This is a genomic window from Mucilaginibacter sp. (assembly GCF_025362475.1).
In the GTDB taxonomy this organism is placed as follows: domain Bacteria; phylum Bacteroidota; class Bacteroidia; order Sphingobacteriales; family Sphingobacteriaceae; genus Mucilaginibacter.
This window is the reverse complement of sequence record NZ_JANYGH010000005.1, coordinates 245,449-264,078: the sequence shown is the minus strand read 5'-3', so window position 1 is coordinate 264,078 and position 18,630 is coordinate 245,449. Positions and strand designations below refer to the sequence as shown.

At 38.8% G+C, this 18,630-nt stretch carries 9 protein-coding genes; 4 read left to right on the top strand and 5 right to left on the bottom strand.

Translation table 11 applies throughout. The features are described from left to right. Positions 1–9: 9 nt before the first annotated feature. From Q0R88_RS02965 to Q0R88_RS02955, 3 genes are all read right to left on the bottom strand, one after another. Positions 10–3,330, bottom strand: a complete 3,321-nt coding sequence (locus tag Q0R88_RS02965) for a TonB-dependent receptor (protein ID WP_295712001.1) — start codon at positions 3,328–3,330, stop codon at positions 10–12. A gap of 502 nt (positions 3,331–3,832) precedes the next feature. Further along, positions 3,833–7,939 carry a hybrid sensor histidine kinase/response regulator transcription factor gene (locus Q0R88_RS02960; RefSeq protein ID WP_295711998.1) on the bottom strand — a complete coding sequence of 1,369 codons (4,107 nt, stop codon included), beginning with the start codon at positions 7,937–7,939 and terminating at the stop codon, positions 3,833–3,835. A gap of 383 nt (positions 7,940–8,322) precedes the next feature. Next, on the bottom strand, positions 8,323–9,123 hold the full coding sequence (locus Q0R88_RS02955) for a patatin-like phospholipase family protein (RefSeq protein ID WP_295711996.1): 801 nt from the start codon (positions 9,121–9,123) through the stop codon (positions 8,323–8,325). Positions 9,124–9,354: 231 nt separating this feature from the next. Here Q0R88_RS02955 and Q0R88_RS02950 point away from each other — a divergent pair, with 231 nt between their 5' ends. Then, positions 9,355–10,044 (top strand): VIT1/CCC1 transporter family protein, encoded by a 690-nt coding sequence (locus Q0R88_RS02950; protein ID WP_295711993.1) that lies wholly within the window; start codon positions 9,355–9,357, stop codon positions 10,042–10,044. A 52-nt stretch (positions 10,045–10,096) separates the two neighbouring features. Here Q0R88_RS02950 and Q0R88_RS02945 read toward each other — a convergent pair whose 3' ends face one another. Both Q0R88_RS02945 and Q0R88_RS02940 read right to left on the bottom strand, forming a co-directional pair. Further along, positions 10,097–11,398: a divalent metal cation transporter gene (locus Q0R88_RS02945; protein ID WP_295711990.1), complete on the bottom strand. Its 1,302-nt coding sequence runs from the start codon at positions 11,396–11,398 to the stop codon at positions 10,097–10,099. A gap of 225 nt (positions 11,399–11,623) precedes the next feature. After that, positions 11,624–13,405, bottom strand: a complete 1,782-nt coding sequence (locus tag Q0R88_RS02940; protein WP_295711987.1) for a hypothetical protein — start codon at positions 13,403–13,405, stop codon at positions 11,624–11,626. 462 nt (positions 13,406–13,867) lie between these two features. Between Q0R88_RS02940 and Q0R88_RS02935 the strand changes: the two genes are divergently transcribed. The 3 genes from Q0R88_RS02935 to ccoN all read left to right on the top strand — a co-directional run bounded on the left by Q0R88_RS02935 (position 13,868) and on the right by ccoN (position 18,628). Beyond that, positions 13,868–16,258 (top strand): heavy metal translocating P-type ATPase metal-binding domain-containing protein, encoded by a 2,391-nt coding sequence (locus Q0R88_RS02935; RefSeq protein ID WP_295711984.1) that lies wholly within the window; start codon positions 13,868–13,870, stop codon positions 16,256–16,258. Beyond that, positions 16,255–16,416 (top strand): cbb3-type cytochrome oxidase assembly protein CcoS, encoded by a 162-nt coding sequence (ccoS, locus tag Q0R88_RS02930; RefSeq protein WP_295711981.1) that lies wholly within the window; start codon positions 16,255–16,257, stop codon positions 16,414–16,416. The genes Q0R88_RS02935 and ccoS overlap by 4 nt, the downstream gene beginning before the upstream one ends. An 85-nt stretch (positions 16,417–16,501) precedes the next feature. Next, positions 16,502–18,628, top strand: coding sequence for a cytochrome-c oxidase, cbb3-type subunit I (gene ccoN, locus Q0R88_RS02925; protein ID WP_295711978.1), 2,127 nt, complete (start codon positions 16,502–16,504; stop codon positions 18,626–18,628). Positions 18,629–18,630: the final 2 nt, after the last annotated feature.

Here is an 18,630-nt window from a genome sequence, read left to right as displayed (position 1 = left end):
TCGTTCAAATTAAAATTTTACACTCACGCCCATATTCATAACTTTTGACTGTATATAATACTGACCAGATGAACTGGTTGCTTCAGGGTCAAATATTTTTTGTTTAGAGAATGTAAGCAGGTTAAGGCCATTAACGTATAGGCGCAAATTACTGATACCAATTTTTGAGGTTAACGCTACCGGGACAGTGTAACCCAATTCGGCATTTTTAAGCCTGATATAATTCGTATTAAGCAACCAATAAGTATTTCCACTTGAATAATACTGGTTATTTCTATCAACCGTACGTGGGTCTTTTGTACTTTGGTTATCAACCGTCCAACGATGATCATAGCTATATTGCAGGAAGTTACCAATAGTTCCTGACTCTGTTTGCAGGAAGAGTTGCCCACCTGCTGCACCCTGGAATAAAACAGTCAGGTCAAAGTTTTTATATTGTACTCCAAAATTAAAACCACCCTGGAAAGTAGGCAGCGTGCTTTTATTACTCCACACGCGGTCATCTCCGTTAATTTTGCCATCCGGCCCAATATCGTTACCATTGGCATCTTTTTTACCATGCAAATCTTTATACTTCATGTCACCAGGACGAATTATACTGGCACCTACGCTGCTGTACCCACCCTTATTAGGGCCGTTGTTATAAGCGTCGGCTTCTGCCTGGGTAGAAAATATGCCATCATACACGTAATAAAGCTGAGAACCTATAGATTGTCCGGTAGATCTTTGCCAGGCTGGTGCTCCGGGAGCTTCGTCCCATTTGTCAATCCGGTTTTTGGTATATCCGCCGTTAACACCTATGTTATACCTTACCTCACCAATCCTGTCGTGGTAACCCAATTGAAACTCATATCCTTTATTGGTCACTTTTCCGTAATTTACAGGAGGTAACAGTCCCCCCGGTATTGCTGTTGCAGGCACAGAACCAAGCTGACCTAACAATATCTGGGTGCGTTTGTTTAAAAATGCCTCAAATGTAAAATCCAATTTTCCGTTTAATGTAGTACCTTCCAATGCCACATTGGTATTGTTGGCAACCTCCCAGGTGAAATTGGGGTTTGGAGCCACATTTTCTGACAATGTTTGGGCAGGCGCACCGTTTATGATGTATGAGCCAACGTTGTATAATGGCAGATAAGCATATTCTGATAAGGTATTGGTGCCTGGTTTAACAATATAATCGTTACCCATTTGTCCCCATGACCCACGCAATTTCAAATTTTGAAAGAATTTTACGTTATTTTTAAAGAAATTCTCTTCCGAAATTCTCCAACCGCCAGATATCCCCGGGAAGAAACCAAAACGGTGAGTATCGGGAAACATATAAGAACCATCTACCCGCCATAAAAACTCAACCAGGTATTTTTCTTTATAGTTATAATTAACACGGCCAAAATAATTTAAACGTGCTTTTTGCCATGCAGTACCGTAATTCCCTATCTCTGAGTTGCCACCCCAATTTAACTGATCGATAGCTATTGAGTTGAAATATTTACGGTTGGCACCAAATTGGCTATCGTTTGATTTTTCTTTGGTTACACCCGCAAGCAATAAAATGTTATGGCTGCCGAAGCTGTGGTTGTAACTTATTATACCCTCAAGCAAACTACTCAGCTGATCATCAGATCCCTGACTAAGATTTGCCTGTGCCGGACCGCGGGCTACTTTGGTAAGTACTGGGGTGCCACTTGCATCTTTGGTAACATTATCCCAACTGTACACATACCATGGTGTTTGCCAATTCTTGGTTTGTTGCATGTATTTATCCAAAGCAACATTTCCGGTAACTTTTAATCCTTCTACACCGGGGATTGAGATTTCCAATTTACCGTTTGTTTGTACATAATACCTGGTATCTTTAGCATAACCAGTTTGGTTAGTAGTAATCAATACAGGTTGCTGGCCATTTTCAATATCGGGGCCCGGTAAGCCATTTGGCCAATAAGCCGGCCTGTATGGATAACCACGCATCAACATCCTGAATATATCATTTGCACCTCCTCCGTCCGGGAAAAAACGGTTTTCCTGGCGACCTGCAACCCCTACCCAAGTGTTGATATATTTATTAACCTTTGCATCAACGTTTAAGCGGAAATCATATTGCTTATAGCCCGTTGCCGAGTTTTTATAATATCCATCCTGGTTTTGGTAACCTATTGAGGTAAGGTACTTGATATTTTCAGAACCGCCCGATAATTGAATGTTTTGACGTGATTGAGGAGACCAGTCTTTTATTGTTGCTTTAAACCAATCGGTATTAGGGTGCCCCCAGGGATCAGAACCGTCAGCGAATTTTTGGAAATCGGCTGGCTGAAAGGTAGCCGTTGTCGTAGCCCCATTATCCGGCCGGGTAAATTTTCCCACTGTTTTAAGTGCGGTAGAAGCAGCGCCCCAATAATTTGAAGGCAAACCATACAGGTCTATTTCGTTAACCAGAGTAGCATATTCGGTTGAATTAGCCATTTTAGGTATAGTTGTAGGCCGTCCCCATCCTTTGTTATAGGTATAAGAAAGATCGGGTTTTCCTGTTTTACCATGCTTGGTAGTAATCAAAATAACACCATTTGCAGCCCTGGCGCCATAAATAGCTGCCGAGGCGTCTTTCAACACCGAAATACTTTCAACATCAGCAGGGTTTATACGATCGATGTTGTTTTGCCCTGCAGGTGACGGAACTCCATCTATAACAACCAATGGATCGTTATTGCCCAGGGTATTTCTACCGCGGATGAGGATGGTTGAACCATCGTAACCAGGTTCGCCGCTTGCATTTGTGGCAACAACGCCCGGCATGCGCCCGGCAATTGAGTTAGAAAGGTTAACAGCAGGCGATTTTACTAATTCGTCCCCTTTAACAGACGTTACAGACCCGGTAACGGTTACCTTTTTTTGTACACCATAACCAACAACCACAACCTCATTTAATCCTTTGGATGATGACTGTAATTTAATAGTTAAAACACTTCTACCACCTACAGGCACTTCCGAAGTGTTATAGCCAATATACGATACAACTAATATAGCATTATCGGCAGCCGTAATTGTAAATTTTCCGTTTGCGTCCGTTACACTCCCCGTGTTTGTACCCTTGATCAATATTGATACGCCAACCAGCGTTTCGCCTGTTGTTTGATCAACTACTTTTCCCGAAATTTTTATCGGGGCGTTTTCTTTGATCCCCCCCCCGTTTGTTTTTGTAAATTTTGTTTTTTCGATTTTTGCTACGCCGGCGTATGACAGACCAGCAAATATTAAAGCTATTAATATTTGACTCAGCGCAATTTTAAAGACCCTTAACAAGTTTACAGTCTTATGTAAATTGTATTCCATATTATCTTATTTAATTAATTAATATTTAATGCACACTATAAAAGCGAGATAATTTAGGAGCTAATTATTCTTATAATCCACCCCTGTTTGCGGGTTTCTTAAGTTTGTTTTTTTTCCATTTAGCGTTTTGAGGTTTATAATAAATTAAAAATTGGTTCAGTGCAGCAAACATTTAAGAAGCATATCCAGCCGTATTATCATTAATAACAATAAATAATACTATCACCCGGTTGCTCCCCTTATTAATCTATTAATAAGATCAGCCTTGAAATTCCCACATTTCATGACAATATTATAGTTGTTAAACCAGCGTTTAATAACTTAATATTATCATATACTTTCTCTTCAATAAAATAAATGTGGGTTTTACATTTATACTTGGCAGCACTAAGATGAGTAAAATAAAGATTGTTAATGAGGGGTAAACTCATACAACTTAAGGGGGTAATTGGTAAAATGGAGTTTTTTTTACCGATGTGCAGACTTTTACCCTATAGTTAAATTAAAATTTCCCTGTTTTCAATTTAACTGCGTTCCTGGTAATATTAGCATGAAAAGGAGCACGGAATTTTTTGACATATTCGGAGGGATTCATTTCAAACAGTTTACTAAACTGTTCTCTAAAATATTTAGGGTCATTAATACCCACGTTGTAAGCGGCTTCAGAAACAGTACAATTAGTATTAAGAAACATTTCAGCAGCTTTTCTAAGTCGTATAAATCTTATAAACCCATTGGCAGATTGGCCTGAAATAGCTCTGATCTTTTTATAAAGATTAGAATGGCTCATTCCTATTGTATCTGCCAGGGTTTTGATGCAAAAATCCTTATCACCCAGGTTATCCTCCACTACTTTTATACAGGCCGCTAAAAATTCTTTATAATCAGGCGGAACCTTAAGGTCATTTGATTTTAAAGTGATCTCGTTATAAAAATATTTCTGAAGGTTATTTTTGCTCTTGAGCAGGCCATTAACCCGGGCAACAAGTAATTCCCGTTCAAACGGTTTACTTATATAATCATCAGCCCCACCTTCTATTCCTTTAAGCTTAATTTCGGGTGATGAGCTTGCAGTTAATAACAAAACCGGGATATGATTTAGTGCCGGATCTTCTTTAACTCTGCTGCATAACTCTATACCAGTTAATCCCTGCATCATCACATCACTGATAATAATATCCGGCAAAAATTGATATACCATATCTAATCCCTCTGAACCGTTCACTGCTTCAAAAATTTCAAACTCTGCAGAAAAAATTTGCTTTAAATAGGCTCTGATCTCTGCGTTATCTTCCACAATCAGCATTGATTTTGATTCAAGATTATAAGGCTCGGCTTTTTTGCTCTTTACCGCAGCTAAATTTCTATTATTCGCGGGTATCCACTCATGACCATCAGTAAGCTCATCCAAAAAAACGGAGGTTTCTGCAACATCTTCAAAAATATAATTAGCCGCCAAATGCTCTTTACCTTTCAACAAGCTTATCCTGAACGTGGTTCCTTCTCTGCTTGTACTATGATAAGTAACATTTCCCTTATGATTATCGATAAACTTTTTTACAAGATACAGGCCTATACCAAATCCCCCGTTTAAAGGCATTTCATTTTGTACCTGGTAAAATTTATTAAATAATTGTTCACCAATATTTTCGGCTATTCCACACCCGGTATCTTTTATTTCAATGTTAACCGAAGATTCAGTTTGAGAAATACAGCAACTTACTTTCCCATAATCTGGCGTAAACTTAAATGCATTTGATATTAAATTAAATAAAACAATTTCTATCTTTTCCCTATCAGCAAATACTTCTATCGCATCGGTGTCTGAAACAAAATCAAACGATATATTTTTGCTTTTTGCCTGATGGCTGAAGCACAAGAAAACTTCTTTACTTAGATTTACAATATTTAGCCTTACAATTTTAAGCCCATCAGATTCACTTTCCGCTTTTCTGAATAACAATAATTGATCAACTAAACTTAATAGCCGGCGTGCATTACGAAAAACAATATTCAAGTTACCTCTTTCTATCTCTTTTTCTTCGGGATTAAACAGTAATTCTTTAACGGGATTTATGATTAAAGTAAGTGGCGTACGAAACTCATGGGAGATATTTGTAAAAAAGGATAATTTACGTTCATTAAGCTCCTTTTCATTTTCGGCAGACATGTGGGCTATTTTTACTTCATATTTCAACTTAGCCTGGTTACTCCGATACAGTAAATAGTAATAAATAAGCGTGGCTACTATAAATAAATAGCTTAAATAAGCCCACCAGGTTTTATACCAGGGAGGTAATATTTTTATTTTTAAGGTAGCATAGTTTTCAAACCAGATACCATCCTGATTAGCTGCTTTAACTTTAAATTCATAGTCACCCGCCGGGAGGTAGCGGTAAGTAACTGATTTTTGATTCTTTACACTATTCCAATTTTTTTCTAATCCAACCAATTTATAGGTGAATTGGCTTTTTTCGGCATAAGCATAATTTAGCGCTACATATTGGATAGAAAAAACCGATTGATCGGGGTTTAGCGTAATATTATTTGACTCCTCAATAACTTCACTTAATATGCTATCCTTTTGGCCCACTTCAACCTCTTTACCAAACAACTGAAGGCCTGTTATTAAAACTTTGGGTTTAAACAGATTTTGCTTAACTGTTGCAGGATAGAAAACGTTATAGCCTTCGGTACCGCCAAAAACCATAAACTTGTTTTTAGCGCAATACATTGACGAACCCGGGTTAAATTGGCCAGTTTGTAACCCATCCGAGCTATCATAATTAATAATTTTGTTGGTATGTACATCAATCCTTGATAAGCCTTTGTTGGTGCTTATCCAAATATCGCCTGCCTCATCTTTTTGTATTGCATTTACGGTATTATCTGCCAATCCATCTTTTTCGGTATACCTCTTAAACTGTTTATTTTTGATATCATATAAAACAAGTCCGTCTCCTTCTGTACCTATATAGAGATTCTCTTTTTCATCTAAATACAAAGAGTATATGAAGTGGCTTGGCAAAAACTTTTCAACCTGGGCCTTACTAAAATAGGTAACAAACTTATTTTGATCTTTTATATAATATTTGAGGCCAGAGGCATATGTCCCTATAAAAAGATTACCATATTTATCCTCCGAAAGCGCGCGAATATAATCTGAACTAATATTACTATTCTGGGGATTGTAATTGACAAATTTATTGCTGCCCGCAGATAATAAACTTAGTCCGCCTCCATTTGTACCAATCCATAAGTTATTTTTTGAATCTCCGAGAATCACTCTTACATCGTTTAAACCGATGCTTGATGGGTCATTTGCTTTATGAATGAAATTAGTAAATGAATCGTTTTTTTTATCATATCTGAAAAGTCCGTGTGAATAAGAACCAAACCATAATGTATTTGAATGATCTTTATAGGCACAAAGTATATTATTACTGGTTAATGAGCCGGTTTTTCCGTTTGCCCTATAATATTTTACAACTTCACCATTTAGCTTTTTCTTATATATTCCATCACCGTCGGTACCCATCCACAAATAACCTTCATCATCAATGCACATTCCATAATATCTTAAGAAACTGCTACCATAAGCATCTGTTAATTTATTTTGAAATTTTTTAAACTTTTCAGGGACGCTACTTAGTAAGTAAATACCATCACCGTAGGTTCCGGCCCAGATATTTTTATCCCGGTCCAGAAATAAGGTTTGAATAGTACGGACGGTAATATTATAGCTATCTTCCGATTTCACCGGATCAATAGTTATATTCTTGTATGATGATTTTTCTGCCTTTTCAAGATCTATATTATACAAACCTCCATCCTGAAGTCCGACAAGCAGATTTTTGTGATCATCCTCTAAAAGAGAATAAAAATAATTACTTCTTAACTTATAATCAGATCCTAAAAAAACATGAAATTCATTCTCTTTTCTTCTGTAAAGAGCTAATCCTTTGCTGGTAGCTATCCACATATCATGATTATGATCTTCATAGATACAGGTGATCAGTCCTTGAGGGACCTGACTAATTGGGAACTGATTATTTAAATTTTTGAAAACGCCTCCATTCCGTGTGCTAAATACATTGAGCCCACCATCGCGCGTACCCACCCATAATAGACCGTAGGTATCTTCAACCACATTAATAACTGATAAATCACCCAACAAACCTGGCAATTCCTTTTTAGTGTAACTTTTAAACTGACTGGTCTTTATGTTATAGGATGAGAATCCGGAAGCACCGCAAGAGAACCATAATTGGTTCTTCTTATTTTCAAAAATGCTGTTTACGTTGTTTAAATAATTGGATTGAACACCAGGCGGGTTCAATTTTATAAAACGCTCTCTGTTGGTATCAAATTGATAAATTCCCCGTCTGGATGATATCCAGATATGTCCTTGTGTATCCTTATATATAGTTTGAACATAGTTACTAGGCAGGCTATAAGGATTATTAGGTTCAAATTTAAACACTTTAAAATTTGTACCATCAAACCGATTTAAACCATCACCAGTGGCAAACCACACAAATCCTTTATTATCCTGAGTTATACCATTTATTATCCCGAATGAAAGTCCATCTTTCAATGAATATTTCATTACTTTTTTTGTAAATAGGCTCTGCGAAAAACTAAAGAAAAAGGCTGTAACTCCTACAAGAGTAAATAAAAATCTTCTCATTAATATGAATAACCGGTTTATAAAGGATCAAGCTTTCTGTACAGAAACTATATATTCAAATGTAGTTTATTTATGTAAAATAAGTGTGCTAATGACAATAAAATTTAAAATAATGCGTTTGGCGAAATTGGCGGAATTATTTGCGTAATAAGCATCTTAATTTCCAATTATTCAATATTCCTTTCACAAAGCTGCCGAAACTAACATCAAAACATTCTCCTAAAGCCTTTTTTCGCTTTTCAAATACTTACACTATCTAAAAATAAAATAGTTAACCAAAGCGGTTCAACTATCAGTCTATTTTATTTCGCACAATATGTTTTCAGCTTTTCGTTCCCTTTAATTGTTTTCAAGCCTTCTTCATAGCCAATCATGTAAATTTCTTCGGCAGCGTTGGTATCAAATATTCCGTAGCCGCCCAACCAATGCGGCTCAATCACCACATCACACAAAATTTTATGTGTATTAAGGGTGGAGTTTATCAAGATCATAGCAGCCCTGTCAATCAGGCTCCCAAAAGATTTAATTTCTGTAACTGTAGGCAAATGATTACAAGATGAGCCAATAATCAGGTCGCAAATGCCTATCAATGGTTCAACCGGGAGATTATTTAGTATTCCGCCATCTACATACATATGATGGTCAATTATTATGGGTTTAAAAATACCAGGCAAACAGCACGAGGCTAAAACTGCCATATCAAGCTCGCCATCAGTAAAATAAACCAGCTTCCCCTCACCCAAATCTACAGCAGTAATAGTCACTGAAATTTTGAGTTTTTGAAAGGAATTATGTGGAATATATTTTTTTATCAGGTAACGGGCCTTTAATATAGATATTAAACCGGCGTGGCCAAGTGAGGGGCGCAACAATCTGAGCAGGCTGGTATCCTTAATCATCTGTAAAATTTCTTTCGGAGCATAACCTTCAGCAAAAAAAGCCGCGGCAATTGCTCCGGCGCTTGTACCGGAGATATGTGAGAATTTAATTCCATACTCGGTTAGGGCTTGTATAACACCTAAATGGGCTACGGCTCTTATTCCACCACCTGACAGTGCTAATCCTACTTTTTCAGATTTATTTTGATCGGTACTTGTATTCATCTACATCTTAAAAACTTAATATATAACCTTTCTATCTATAATTAAGTTTAAATCTTTGCGAACGTTTTAAAAAGTCCTCCAATAATTCACTTCAAAAAATCATTGAGAATGGGCATAATACACTGACATTATAAACCTGCATTTAAATAATTGGATTGCTTTGTTCATGTTTGTTTTTAATATTTTATCTTAAACGCACATTCTAAAAGTCAAACTATTAATATTATCAAAATGCATAAAGAACATCATGTTACCAGTTCAGAAATCATCAGGGATGTTGTTATAGGCATGTCGGATGGTTTAACCGTTCCTTTTGCCTTAGCAGCAGGGCTTAGCGGGGCTATTAGTTCTTCGGGGCTGGTAGTAACTGCCGGCATTGCCGAAATAGTTGCAGGTTCGATAGCGATGGGGCTGGGAGGCTTTTTAGCAGGCCGTACCGAGGTGGATCACTATAACTCTGAACTTAAACGAGAATATAACGAAGTGGAGACAGTGCCTGAACAGGAAAAAGCAGAAGTAAAAGAAGTTTTTGCAGAATTTGGCCTGTCGAAGCATTTGCAAGATGAAATTGCTGAGGAACTATCTAAAGATAAAAAGAAGTGGGTTGACTTTATGATGAGGTATGAACTCGGTTTGGAAGAGCCAAACGCCAACCGCGCATCAAAAAGCGCCTTAACTATAGGATTTTCTTATATAGCAGGAGGAATTATTCCTTTATCGCCTTACCTCATAATTGATAATGCTCAGGAGGCTTTAAATTACTCTTGCATAGTAACTTTAATTTGCCTGTTTGTTTTTGGTTATTTTAAAAGTAAACTAACAGGGCAACCAGCTTTAGGTGGTGCATTAAAAGTGGTTGTTATTGGCGCATTAGCAGCCGGTGCCGCGTTTGGAATGGCAAAACTAATAAATGGAAAGTGATTAATTGAAATCACTTTCCATTTATTAACACCCTAAAAACCAAACTACTGAGTTACTTAAATATGGTATAGAACATGGCAACCGCTGCGGCTCCCATTGCTAAAAACGTAACCCAAAGCAGGGTATTGGAAAGCCATTGGTTTTTATATTGCCCCATAATTTCTTTACTGCCCGCAATCCTTATAATCAGAAATAGTAAAGGTACAGCTGCAACGCCATTTAACACTGCCGCATAAACAAGGGCCTTTACCGGATCGATACCAATAAAATTAATTAATAAGCCAATCATCGTGGCAATGCAGATTACCGAATAGAACGCGGGCGCCCTCCTGAATTTTAAGTTCAAGCCTGATTTCCATTCAAATGCTTCGCAAACGGCATACGCTGCAGAACCCGAAAGCACGGGAACAGCTAATAAACCCAACCCAATAATGCCAACAGAAAATATCAGTTTGGCCAAAAAACCTGCATTTGGAAAACTATGAACCAAAGGCTCCAAAGCCCTTGCAGCATCAGCGGCAGTTTTAACATCAGTTACACCACTTTTATGAAGTACCGTTGCTCCTACAACAATAATACTCCAGGTAGCAAATTCAGAAAAAAGCATACCAAAATTATTGTCTATTCTCATTCTGCTGATATGTGACCAGCTAACCTGGGGCTTGTTATGAAATATTCGGCCTTCTGCCTGTTGTTCTTCCACTTCCTGGGACGCCTCCCAAAAAAACATATAAGGAGATATGGTAGTACCTAAAACACCAGTTATTATAAATAAAAAACTGAAACTAAACTCAAAGTGAGGTACAATACTCGCTCTTAAAACAGTTCCCCAGGGTTGATGAACTATAAATAATGTTAAAGGGTAAGCCAGTAAAGCAATGGACAACCATTTCAATATTTTTGAATAGGTTTTGTAATTGGTAAATATTTCTAATAAAAGAATAACTATCGTAAATACCAGGGTTAAAACAACAAATGGCGCCGGAAATAACAATTGTGCTGCGGATGCCATGGCACCAATATCGGCCCCTATATTTATTGTATTTGCTACCACTACCAAACCCACCACGGCATATAAAACAGATTTACTATAATGTGCTTTAACAACGGCGCAAATACCTTTACCTGTTACCAAACCAATACGTGCACATGCTTCCTGAACGGCAGTCATAAACGGCAACATATACAGCGCTGTCCATAATTGCCCATACCCGAATTGTGCGCCAGTTTGGGAATACGTTGCAATGCCGGACGGATCATCATCAGCGGCGCCTGTAGTAAGTCCCGGACCTAAAATTGTAAGGAATTTTAAAAATTTGTTTTTTGATTTCTTTTGCTGCCCCTTTGATTCCATATAAATATTAATATTGGCATTTCAATATACGGGTTTAAAATGAACCTAAAATAAATATTAGCCCGGGAAATAGGAAGCATTTAAGAAAACCAGATAAAACACTCTACATCAACCTAATTTTTACTTAAAAATCAACCAAAAAAGAACCTTCTCTCTCCGTTTATAAAAAAGGCAGTCTTCATATAATGCGACTGCCTCTTTTTTGTGTTGTTAATTTACTTCAATTTAGATATTTATTCCACTTAATTCTTTCTCTGAAGTGGTTAATTCATGTACCCATTCCTGTAATAGCTGTGAGGTTTGATTAGTTGATTCCGTAAAAAGTGCCTTATAGTAATTAATCCCCTCTTGCAGCTGTAGTTTAAATTTAGAAAGTTGTTTCTTTTTCTTGTCTGTAACATCTTTAAGTTGAGCTTGGATATCGGTTTGAAGATAATCAATATAAAGGTTTAACTCTTTTATAAACATATGTGGCCGTTTAATTTTACCAAGCAGGTCTGTTGCCCCATAAATATGTTTTATCATGTCCTCAAGAGAATAGATTCCGGAGAAATACGCCAGATTTGGACCCGGACAAATAGCCACAGCCTTATTTTCTCTCGGTTTCAACAGATCATACTTGAGATAGGCGGATGCGCACAACCCTTCACATAGGCAAATTTTCTCAGTAATTGTTTGGTATTGCCTATCATGTTCTGCCTGGGGTAGATCCAAGGTTTGCAGTTGCTGTATTTTCAGGTTTTGATATTCCCTGGATGCCGTACATATAGGTTTTTCGGTAAACTCTGTATTGGTACTAAGATATTTTTTTATGCAGGGGCTGCCTGGCCTTCCGTTTTCAAGACGCTTAAGCCGTTGAACCTCGGCAGTACTATTTTTAAAGTTATTGAAAAGTATACCCAGCGGTGAAGAACCGCTCAAATAGAAATCACTTTCTACAGCATGCTCCAGCTGCGCGAGTGTACCTTTATCCACATTGGTAACTTCGGGAACCAATAAAAACGGACTACCCCAACCCGTGGCGTCTAATTGATAATGTTCAATCAAAAACCTATTTTCCTGTGCTGTACCTATCCCTCCCTGCACACTTAATTTTTGTTTAGGAGATACAGCGCAAATAATTCCTTTTTCAAGCAGGGCTGATTGATAGCTTTGGAATAACTCGTTCACCATTTCCTGTCGCTTTTGCTTAAATTCTTCCAGAATCGGTCCTAACAAAAAACCTTCAGTAGCAAAGGCATGACCTCCACAGTTAAGTCCTGATTCTACCCGGAATTCAGATACCCACAAACCCTTTTTGGCCAGGAATTTAGCCTGTATAAATGCCGAACGGAAATCACTCACTTTCAAAATAACTTTTTTATTGATTGTTCCGTGCTCATTGGGCAAGAAATCATTAAATGTTTCCAGGTAGCTGTATAACCTCGGGTTCATACCGGCAGATAGAATCACAGAGGATGTAAGCTTGCTCTTAGCAAACCCACGAAGAGCAGCAAGCGCATCTGTGTTCTGCTCGCCCGTTGATTCTCCCTGAACGGTATAATTCATTTTATCAACCTTCGACATGATATTAACGTCGATGGCACCCTTGGTCATTTCTTTCTTAAGCAATTCCTGAAAAAACTGTTTTTGATTTCCTTCAGGATAATCCATCATCAAATCATAGCCTTGTTTTAAACGCGCGCTTTCGGGTAATAATTCAAAATACCTGCACAGATCATTACCTGTTTCAAAAGGCAGCTGCTTCAATTCTTCAAACTGTTTATCAACCAGGTTGGCAACCAAATCAAGATAAGCAGTTATTCGTTTAGCACGATAGTCCTCCTCTTTTTTTAGGATAGGAACATATACCCAGCCATTAAGCTGTGTGTGATATCCGCGTATCCTTTCAATCAGTTCATCATCTACAATTGACATAACTGATGAAATGCCATAACGGGCAACCTTTAAAGGGGTATCAATGGAGTAACCCAATCCTAAAACCGGGATGTGAAATGTATGACTCATAATAGTATATATTTTAGGCTGTGATAGTTAATATATGGTTTGAGATCATTCTGAATTACAAATGATGATCCTTGCTTAAGTGCGCCAAACCTTTCAAATACGCCAGGATGCGTTAAATGGGCTTCAACAATAGTTACATTTAAAATCTCTGGTATTTCCATTTAAACTAATAAGCCGCAAAACTATAGGGTAAGGCAGCTGCAATAAATGATGAAAGTCATTTGTTGGGAAAACTTTCATCATATATAATCTATAGGGGGCAGAAACACTACGGTGCTTATCGTTATCCTGGTGATCTGGATTTGCTAAAAATGCCGATGGGGTGTTGAAATGAAAGGTGGCAGGATGAAATGTACACCGTCAATTAATCAAAAAGGTGATCGAGATCACTTTTTTACACAACACGCATCATTCTGTGTGAACTGCTGAAAGTTCATTTTTGAGCAACCCAAATTTAACAAAATGACGGAAGCCCCTACAATTGCAAAAACAACCTGCTACCATTGCGGTGATGAATGTTTAACCACATCATTTAGTATTGATGAAAAGCAATTTTGCTGCCACGGCTGTAAAAGCGTTTATGAAATATTAGCAGATAGCGGCCTTTGCAGCTACTATAACTACAATGATCATCCGGGCGCCACCAGGGCAAGAATTGATAAACGGTTTGATTATTTGAGTGAACCCTCGATTTTAAAAGAACTACTTGACTACACAGATGATCACATCTCCCTCATCACCTTTTATATACCACACATACATTGCAGCTCCTGCCTTTGGCTACTTGAGCAGCTAAACAGGTTCAATCCTGCTATCCATTATTCAAGGGTTGATTTTTTGAAAAAACAGTTGGTTGTGCGTTTTGATCACCAACAGCTCGGTTTACAGCAATTGGTAGAGCTTCTTTATGATATAGGCTATGAACCGCTCATCAGTCTGCAGGATATCATAAAAAAACAAAACAAGGCAGATAAAGGTAACCTTGTTCAAAAAATAGCTGTAGCGGGGTTTTGTTTTGGTAACGTAATGCTTCTTAGCTTTCCTGAATACTTTGGGCTCTCGGTATATGAACACAGCTTTAAACAGTTCTTTGGGTATTTAAATATACTTTTTGCGTTACCGGTGGTATTTTTCAGTGGCCGCGGCTATTTCATTTCAGCCTGGACAAATTTAAAAAGCAAAATACTGAATATTGACTTTCCCTTGGCCCTTGGTATCGCGGTGCTTTTTGCACGTACAGTGGCAGAAATATTAACACATACCGGTGCAGGCTTTGCAGATACCCTTTGCGGGCTTGTATTTTTTTTACTGGTAGGCAAATTTGTGCAACAAAAAACCTATCACCATATCTCGTTCGAAAGAGATTACAGGTCCTTTTTTCCGGTTGCTGTTCAGGTTTTAACTGATGAAATTGAAAAGCCTATCCCGCTTGCCCAGTTAGTAACCGGGCATCGCATGGTGATCCGTCATAATGAGATCATTCCCGCAGATGCCATTCTTTTAAAAGGCAAGGCATTGATAGATTTTAGCTTTGTTACAGGAGAAGCTGTACCCGTTAATAAAACATTGGGCGAGATAATTTACGCCGGTGGCCGCCAAACCGGCGAAGCAATAGAATTGGAAGTTGTTAAACCTGTATCACAGAGTTACCTCACCCAACTATGGAACAATGAAGCGTTTACCCGCAAGCAGGATAACCGCATGAAAACCTTTAATGAAACGGTTAGCAAATATTTCACTATTGTATTAATTATAATTGCCATTGGCTCGCTGATGGCTTGGCTTCCGTTTAATTTCAGAAGAGGAATAGATGCCTTTACTGCGGTGTTAATTGTTGCATGCCCGTGTGCGCTTGCCTTAAGCACACCTTTCACCATGTCGGCCGCGCTGAGTATTTTCGATCGCAACCTTTTCTACCTGAAAAACACAGCTGTAGTAGAGCAACTGGCCCGTATTGATACCCTGGTAATGGATAAAACAGGAACCATAACCACCGGCAACAGCAAACGGATTGAATTGAGCGGAGAATTATCTGATGTACAAAAGCAAATGGTGTATAGCGCCTGCTCAAATTCCATTCATCCTTTAAGCCGAATGATATGCCAATTTTTAGGCGACATGAGGAAATTACCGGTAAATGAATATATAGAAATACCAGGCAAGGGCATTAACGCCAACATTGCAGGGCACCAGCTTCATATTGGAAGTGGCGACCTCATTTTTGGGTATTACATAGATACAAAGCAAATAACGCGCGTTCATTTAATGATCGACGGCTATTACCTGGGCTATTTTGGATTTGCTCATGAGTATCGTGATGGTATGGAGAAGATCAGTTCACTATCGCCAGATTACCAGCTGTTCCTGCTTTCGGGAGATCAGAATCATGAAAGGAATGAACTGATCCATTTTTTTCATGATGATTCCAGGATGCATTTTAATCAGTCGCCTCAACAAAAGCTTGATATGATCCAGAATCTTCAGCAAAAAGGGCATAAAGTGATGATGTTAGGTGATGGACTGAATGACTCGGGAGCACTTAAGCAAAGTGACCTTGGAGTTGCTGTAACCGATAATGTAAATAACTTTTCGCCCGGGAGCGATGCCATCCTGGATGGACGTTCATTTGATAAATTACCGGCATTTCTTCGTTTTTCAAAAGATACGGTTAACATTATCCACCTGTCCTTCCTCATCTCCTTAACATATAACATTATCGGTTTAAGTTACGCGGTAACAGGGCGCCTCTCCCCGCTTATAGCTGCTGTACTGATGCCATTGAGTACCGTTACCATAATATCCTTTACCACACTGGCCACACATTTTACAGCAAAAAGAAGAAAATTAATATGAGCATCATTTATTTCCTCATCGGCTGCAGCGTATTGCTGGCCCTTGGATTTTTAAGTGCCTTTTTATGGGCACAGCGCAGCGGGCAAAATGATGACCTGTATACGCCCTCCATTCGCATTTTACTGGATGATGAACATCCAGATGAGGATAAAAAGTGACTACGATCACCTTTAAAGCCAACTGTCATCATTCTGTCACCCGCCACTCCTCAATAGTTTTACAACCAGAAAAAGACAACATTTTATGCAGCCCGAAAATTTTTATTATGACAACAAGATCGTCCGGAATTTTGGTATCGCTACCGTAATCTGGGGTATTATTGGAATGACTGTAGGCTTAATTGTAGCCATTCAGCTTTACCATCCTGCCGCCAACATGGGTAACCAGTATACAACCTATGGACGTATCCGCCCTCTTCACACCAATGCGGTTATTTTCGCATTTGTTGGTAACGCCATTTTTATGGGAGTTTACTACTCCTTACAACGCCTGCTTAAGGCACGCATGTTTAGTGATGCTTTAAGCCAGATCCATTTCTGGGGCTGGCAACTCATCATTGTTTCGGCCGTAATTACACTGCCATTAGGATTTACCACCTCACATGAATACGCCGAACTTGAATGGCCTATTGACATTGCCATCACCATTATCTGGGTAATTTTTGGCATCAATATGTTTGGAACGATATTTAAACGCAGGGAAAGACATTTGTACGTAGCCATTTGGTTTTACATTGCCACATTTATTACCATTGCTGTTTTACATATTGTTAACTCATTTGAGCTTCCGGTATCAGGTTTTAAAAGCTATATGGTTTATGCCGGCGTTCAGGATGCCCTGGTACAATGGTGGTATGGCCATAACGCGGTTGCGTTTTTCTTAACTACCCCATACCTGGGCATGATGTACTACTTTTTGCCCAAAATGGCTAATCGTCCTATCTACTCTTATAAATTAAGTATTCTGCACTTTTGGGCCCTTATCTTCATTTATATCTGGGCAGGCCCCCACCACTTATTATATACTACCTTACCGGGTTGGGCACAATCTTTAGGTGTCGCATTTTCTATTATGCTTATAGCCCCAAGCTGGGGTGGTATGATCAACGGATTGCTTACCCTTCGTGGTTCATGGGACAAAGTAAGGGATGATGTTATTTTAAAATTCATGGTTGTTGGCTTAACCGCTTATGGTATGGCCACCTTTGAAGGACCAATGCTTTCTTTGAAACAGGTTAACGGCATTGCTCACTTCAGCGATTGGATCATCGCGCACGTTCACGTTGGCGCCCTGGGCTGGAACGGCTTCCTCACCTTTGCCATTTTATACTGGCTTATCCCCCGTATATATAAAACAGAACTGTTCTCTAAAAAAATGGCTTCTTTCCATTTCTGGATAGGCACCCTGGGTATTTTATTTTATGCCATACCCATGTATTGGGCCGGCTTTACGCAAAGCCTGATGTTAAAAGAATTTACATCAGAGGGAATGCTGAAATATCCAAACTTTTTGGAAACTACTTTGCAAATCCTGCCCATGCATATGATGCGTTCTGCAGGTGGCGCCATGTACCTGTTAGGCGTTATTGTTATGGCCTATAATCTTACGCGCACCGCTTTACAAGGTAAACTGGTAGCTAATGAGGCAGCCCAGGCTATGCCCCTTGAGCCTGTACATACCATTGCGAGAGAAAACAGCTGGCACCGCAGGCTTGAACGTAAACCTATTCAGATGCTTATAGCCGCATTGCTTGTTATCCTTGTTGGAACTTTTATTGAGCTGATGCCAACCTTAACCATATCATCAAACATACCAACAATTGCTGCTGTAAAGCCTTATACGCCGCTTGAATTACAGGGCCGGGATCTTTATATAAGAGAAGGTTGCGTAAACTGCCACTCACAAACGGTACGTCCCTTCAGATCAGAAACTGAGCGTTATGGTGAATACAGTAAAGCAGGCGAGTTTGTTTATGACCACCCATTTCTTTGGGGTTCTAAACGTACCGGTCCGGATTTAGCCAGGGAAGGACAGAAATATGGAAACGCCTGGCACTATAATCACTTAATGGATCCGAGGCTGATGTCGCCGGGAAGTATCATGCCTAATTACGATTGGCTGATAACTCAAAATTTGGATACCACATCAACCCGGGTTAAAATAAACGCCATGCGCACTTTGGGTGTTCCCTATCCAGTAGGATACGAGAATATAGCTAACCAGGACCTGGATAAACAGGCAAAAGAAATAAAAGACAACCTGTACCAGGACCACATCAAGGTAAAAAGCAACAAAGAGATCATCGCCATTATTGCTTACCTGCAACGTTTGGGAACAGATATCAAAGCAAATAAAACAGCCAATAAATAATT

Excerpts from the sequence above, each read along its gene's own strand:
- Q0R88_RS02965 (WP_295712001.1), bottom strand. The coding sequence starts at position 3,330 with ATGGAATACAATTTACATAAGACTGTAAACTTGTTAAGGGTCTTTAAA.
- Q0R88_RS02960 (WP_295711998.1), bottom strand. The coding sequence starts at position 7,939 with ATGAAATATTCATTGAAAGATGGACTTTCATTCGGGATAATAAATGGT.
- Q0R88_RS02955 (WP_295711996.1), bottom strand. The coding sequence starts at position 9,123 with ATGAATACAAGTACCGATCAAAATAAATCTGAAAAAGTAGGATTAGCA.
- Q0R88_RS02950 (WP_295711993.1), top strand. The coding sequence starts at position 9,355 with ATGCATAAAGAACATCATGTTACCAGTTCAGAAATCATCAGGGATGTT.
- Q0R88_RS02945 (WP_295711990.1), bottom strand. The coding sequence starts at position 11,398 with ATGGAATCAAAGGGGCAGCAAAAGAAATCAAAAAACAAATTTTTAAAA.
- Q0R88_RS02940 (WP_295711987.1), bottom strand. The coding sequence starts at position 13,405 with ATGAGTCATACATTTCACATCCCGGTTTTAGGATTGGGTTACTCCATT.
- Q0R88_RS02935 (WP_295711984.1), top strand. The coding sequence starts at position 13,868 with ATGACGGAAGCCCCTACAATTGCAAAAACAACCTGCTACCATTGCGGT.
- ccoS (WP_295711981.1), top strand. The coding sequence starts at position 16,255 with ATGAGCATCATTTATTTCCTCATCGGCTGCAGCGTATTGCTGGCCCTT.
- ccoN (WP_295711978.1), top strand. The coding sequence starts at position 16,502 with ATGCAGCCCGAAAATTTTTATTATGACAACAAGATCGTCCGGAATTTT.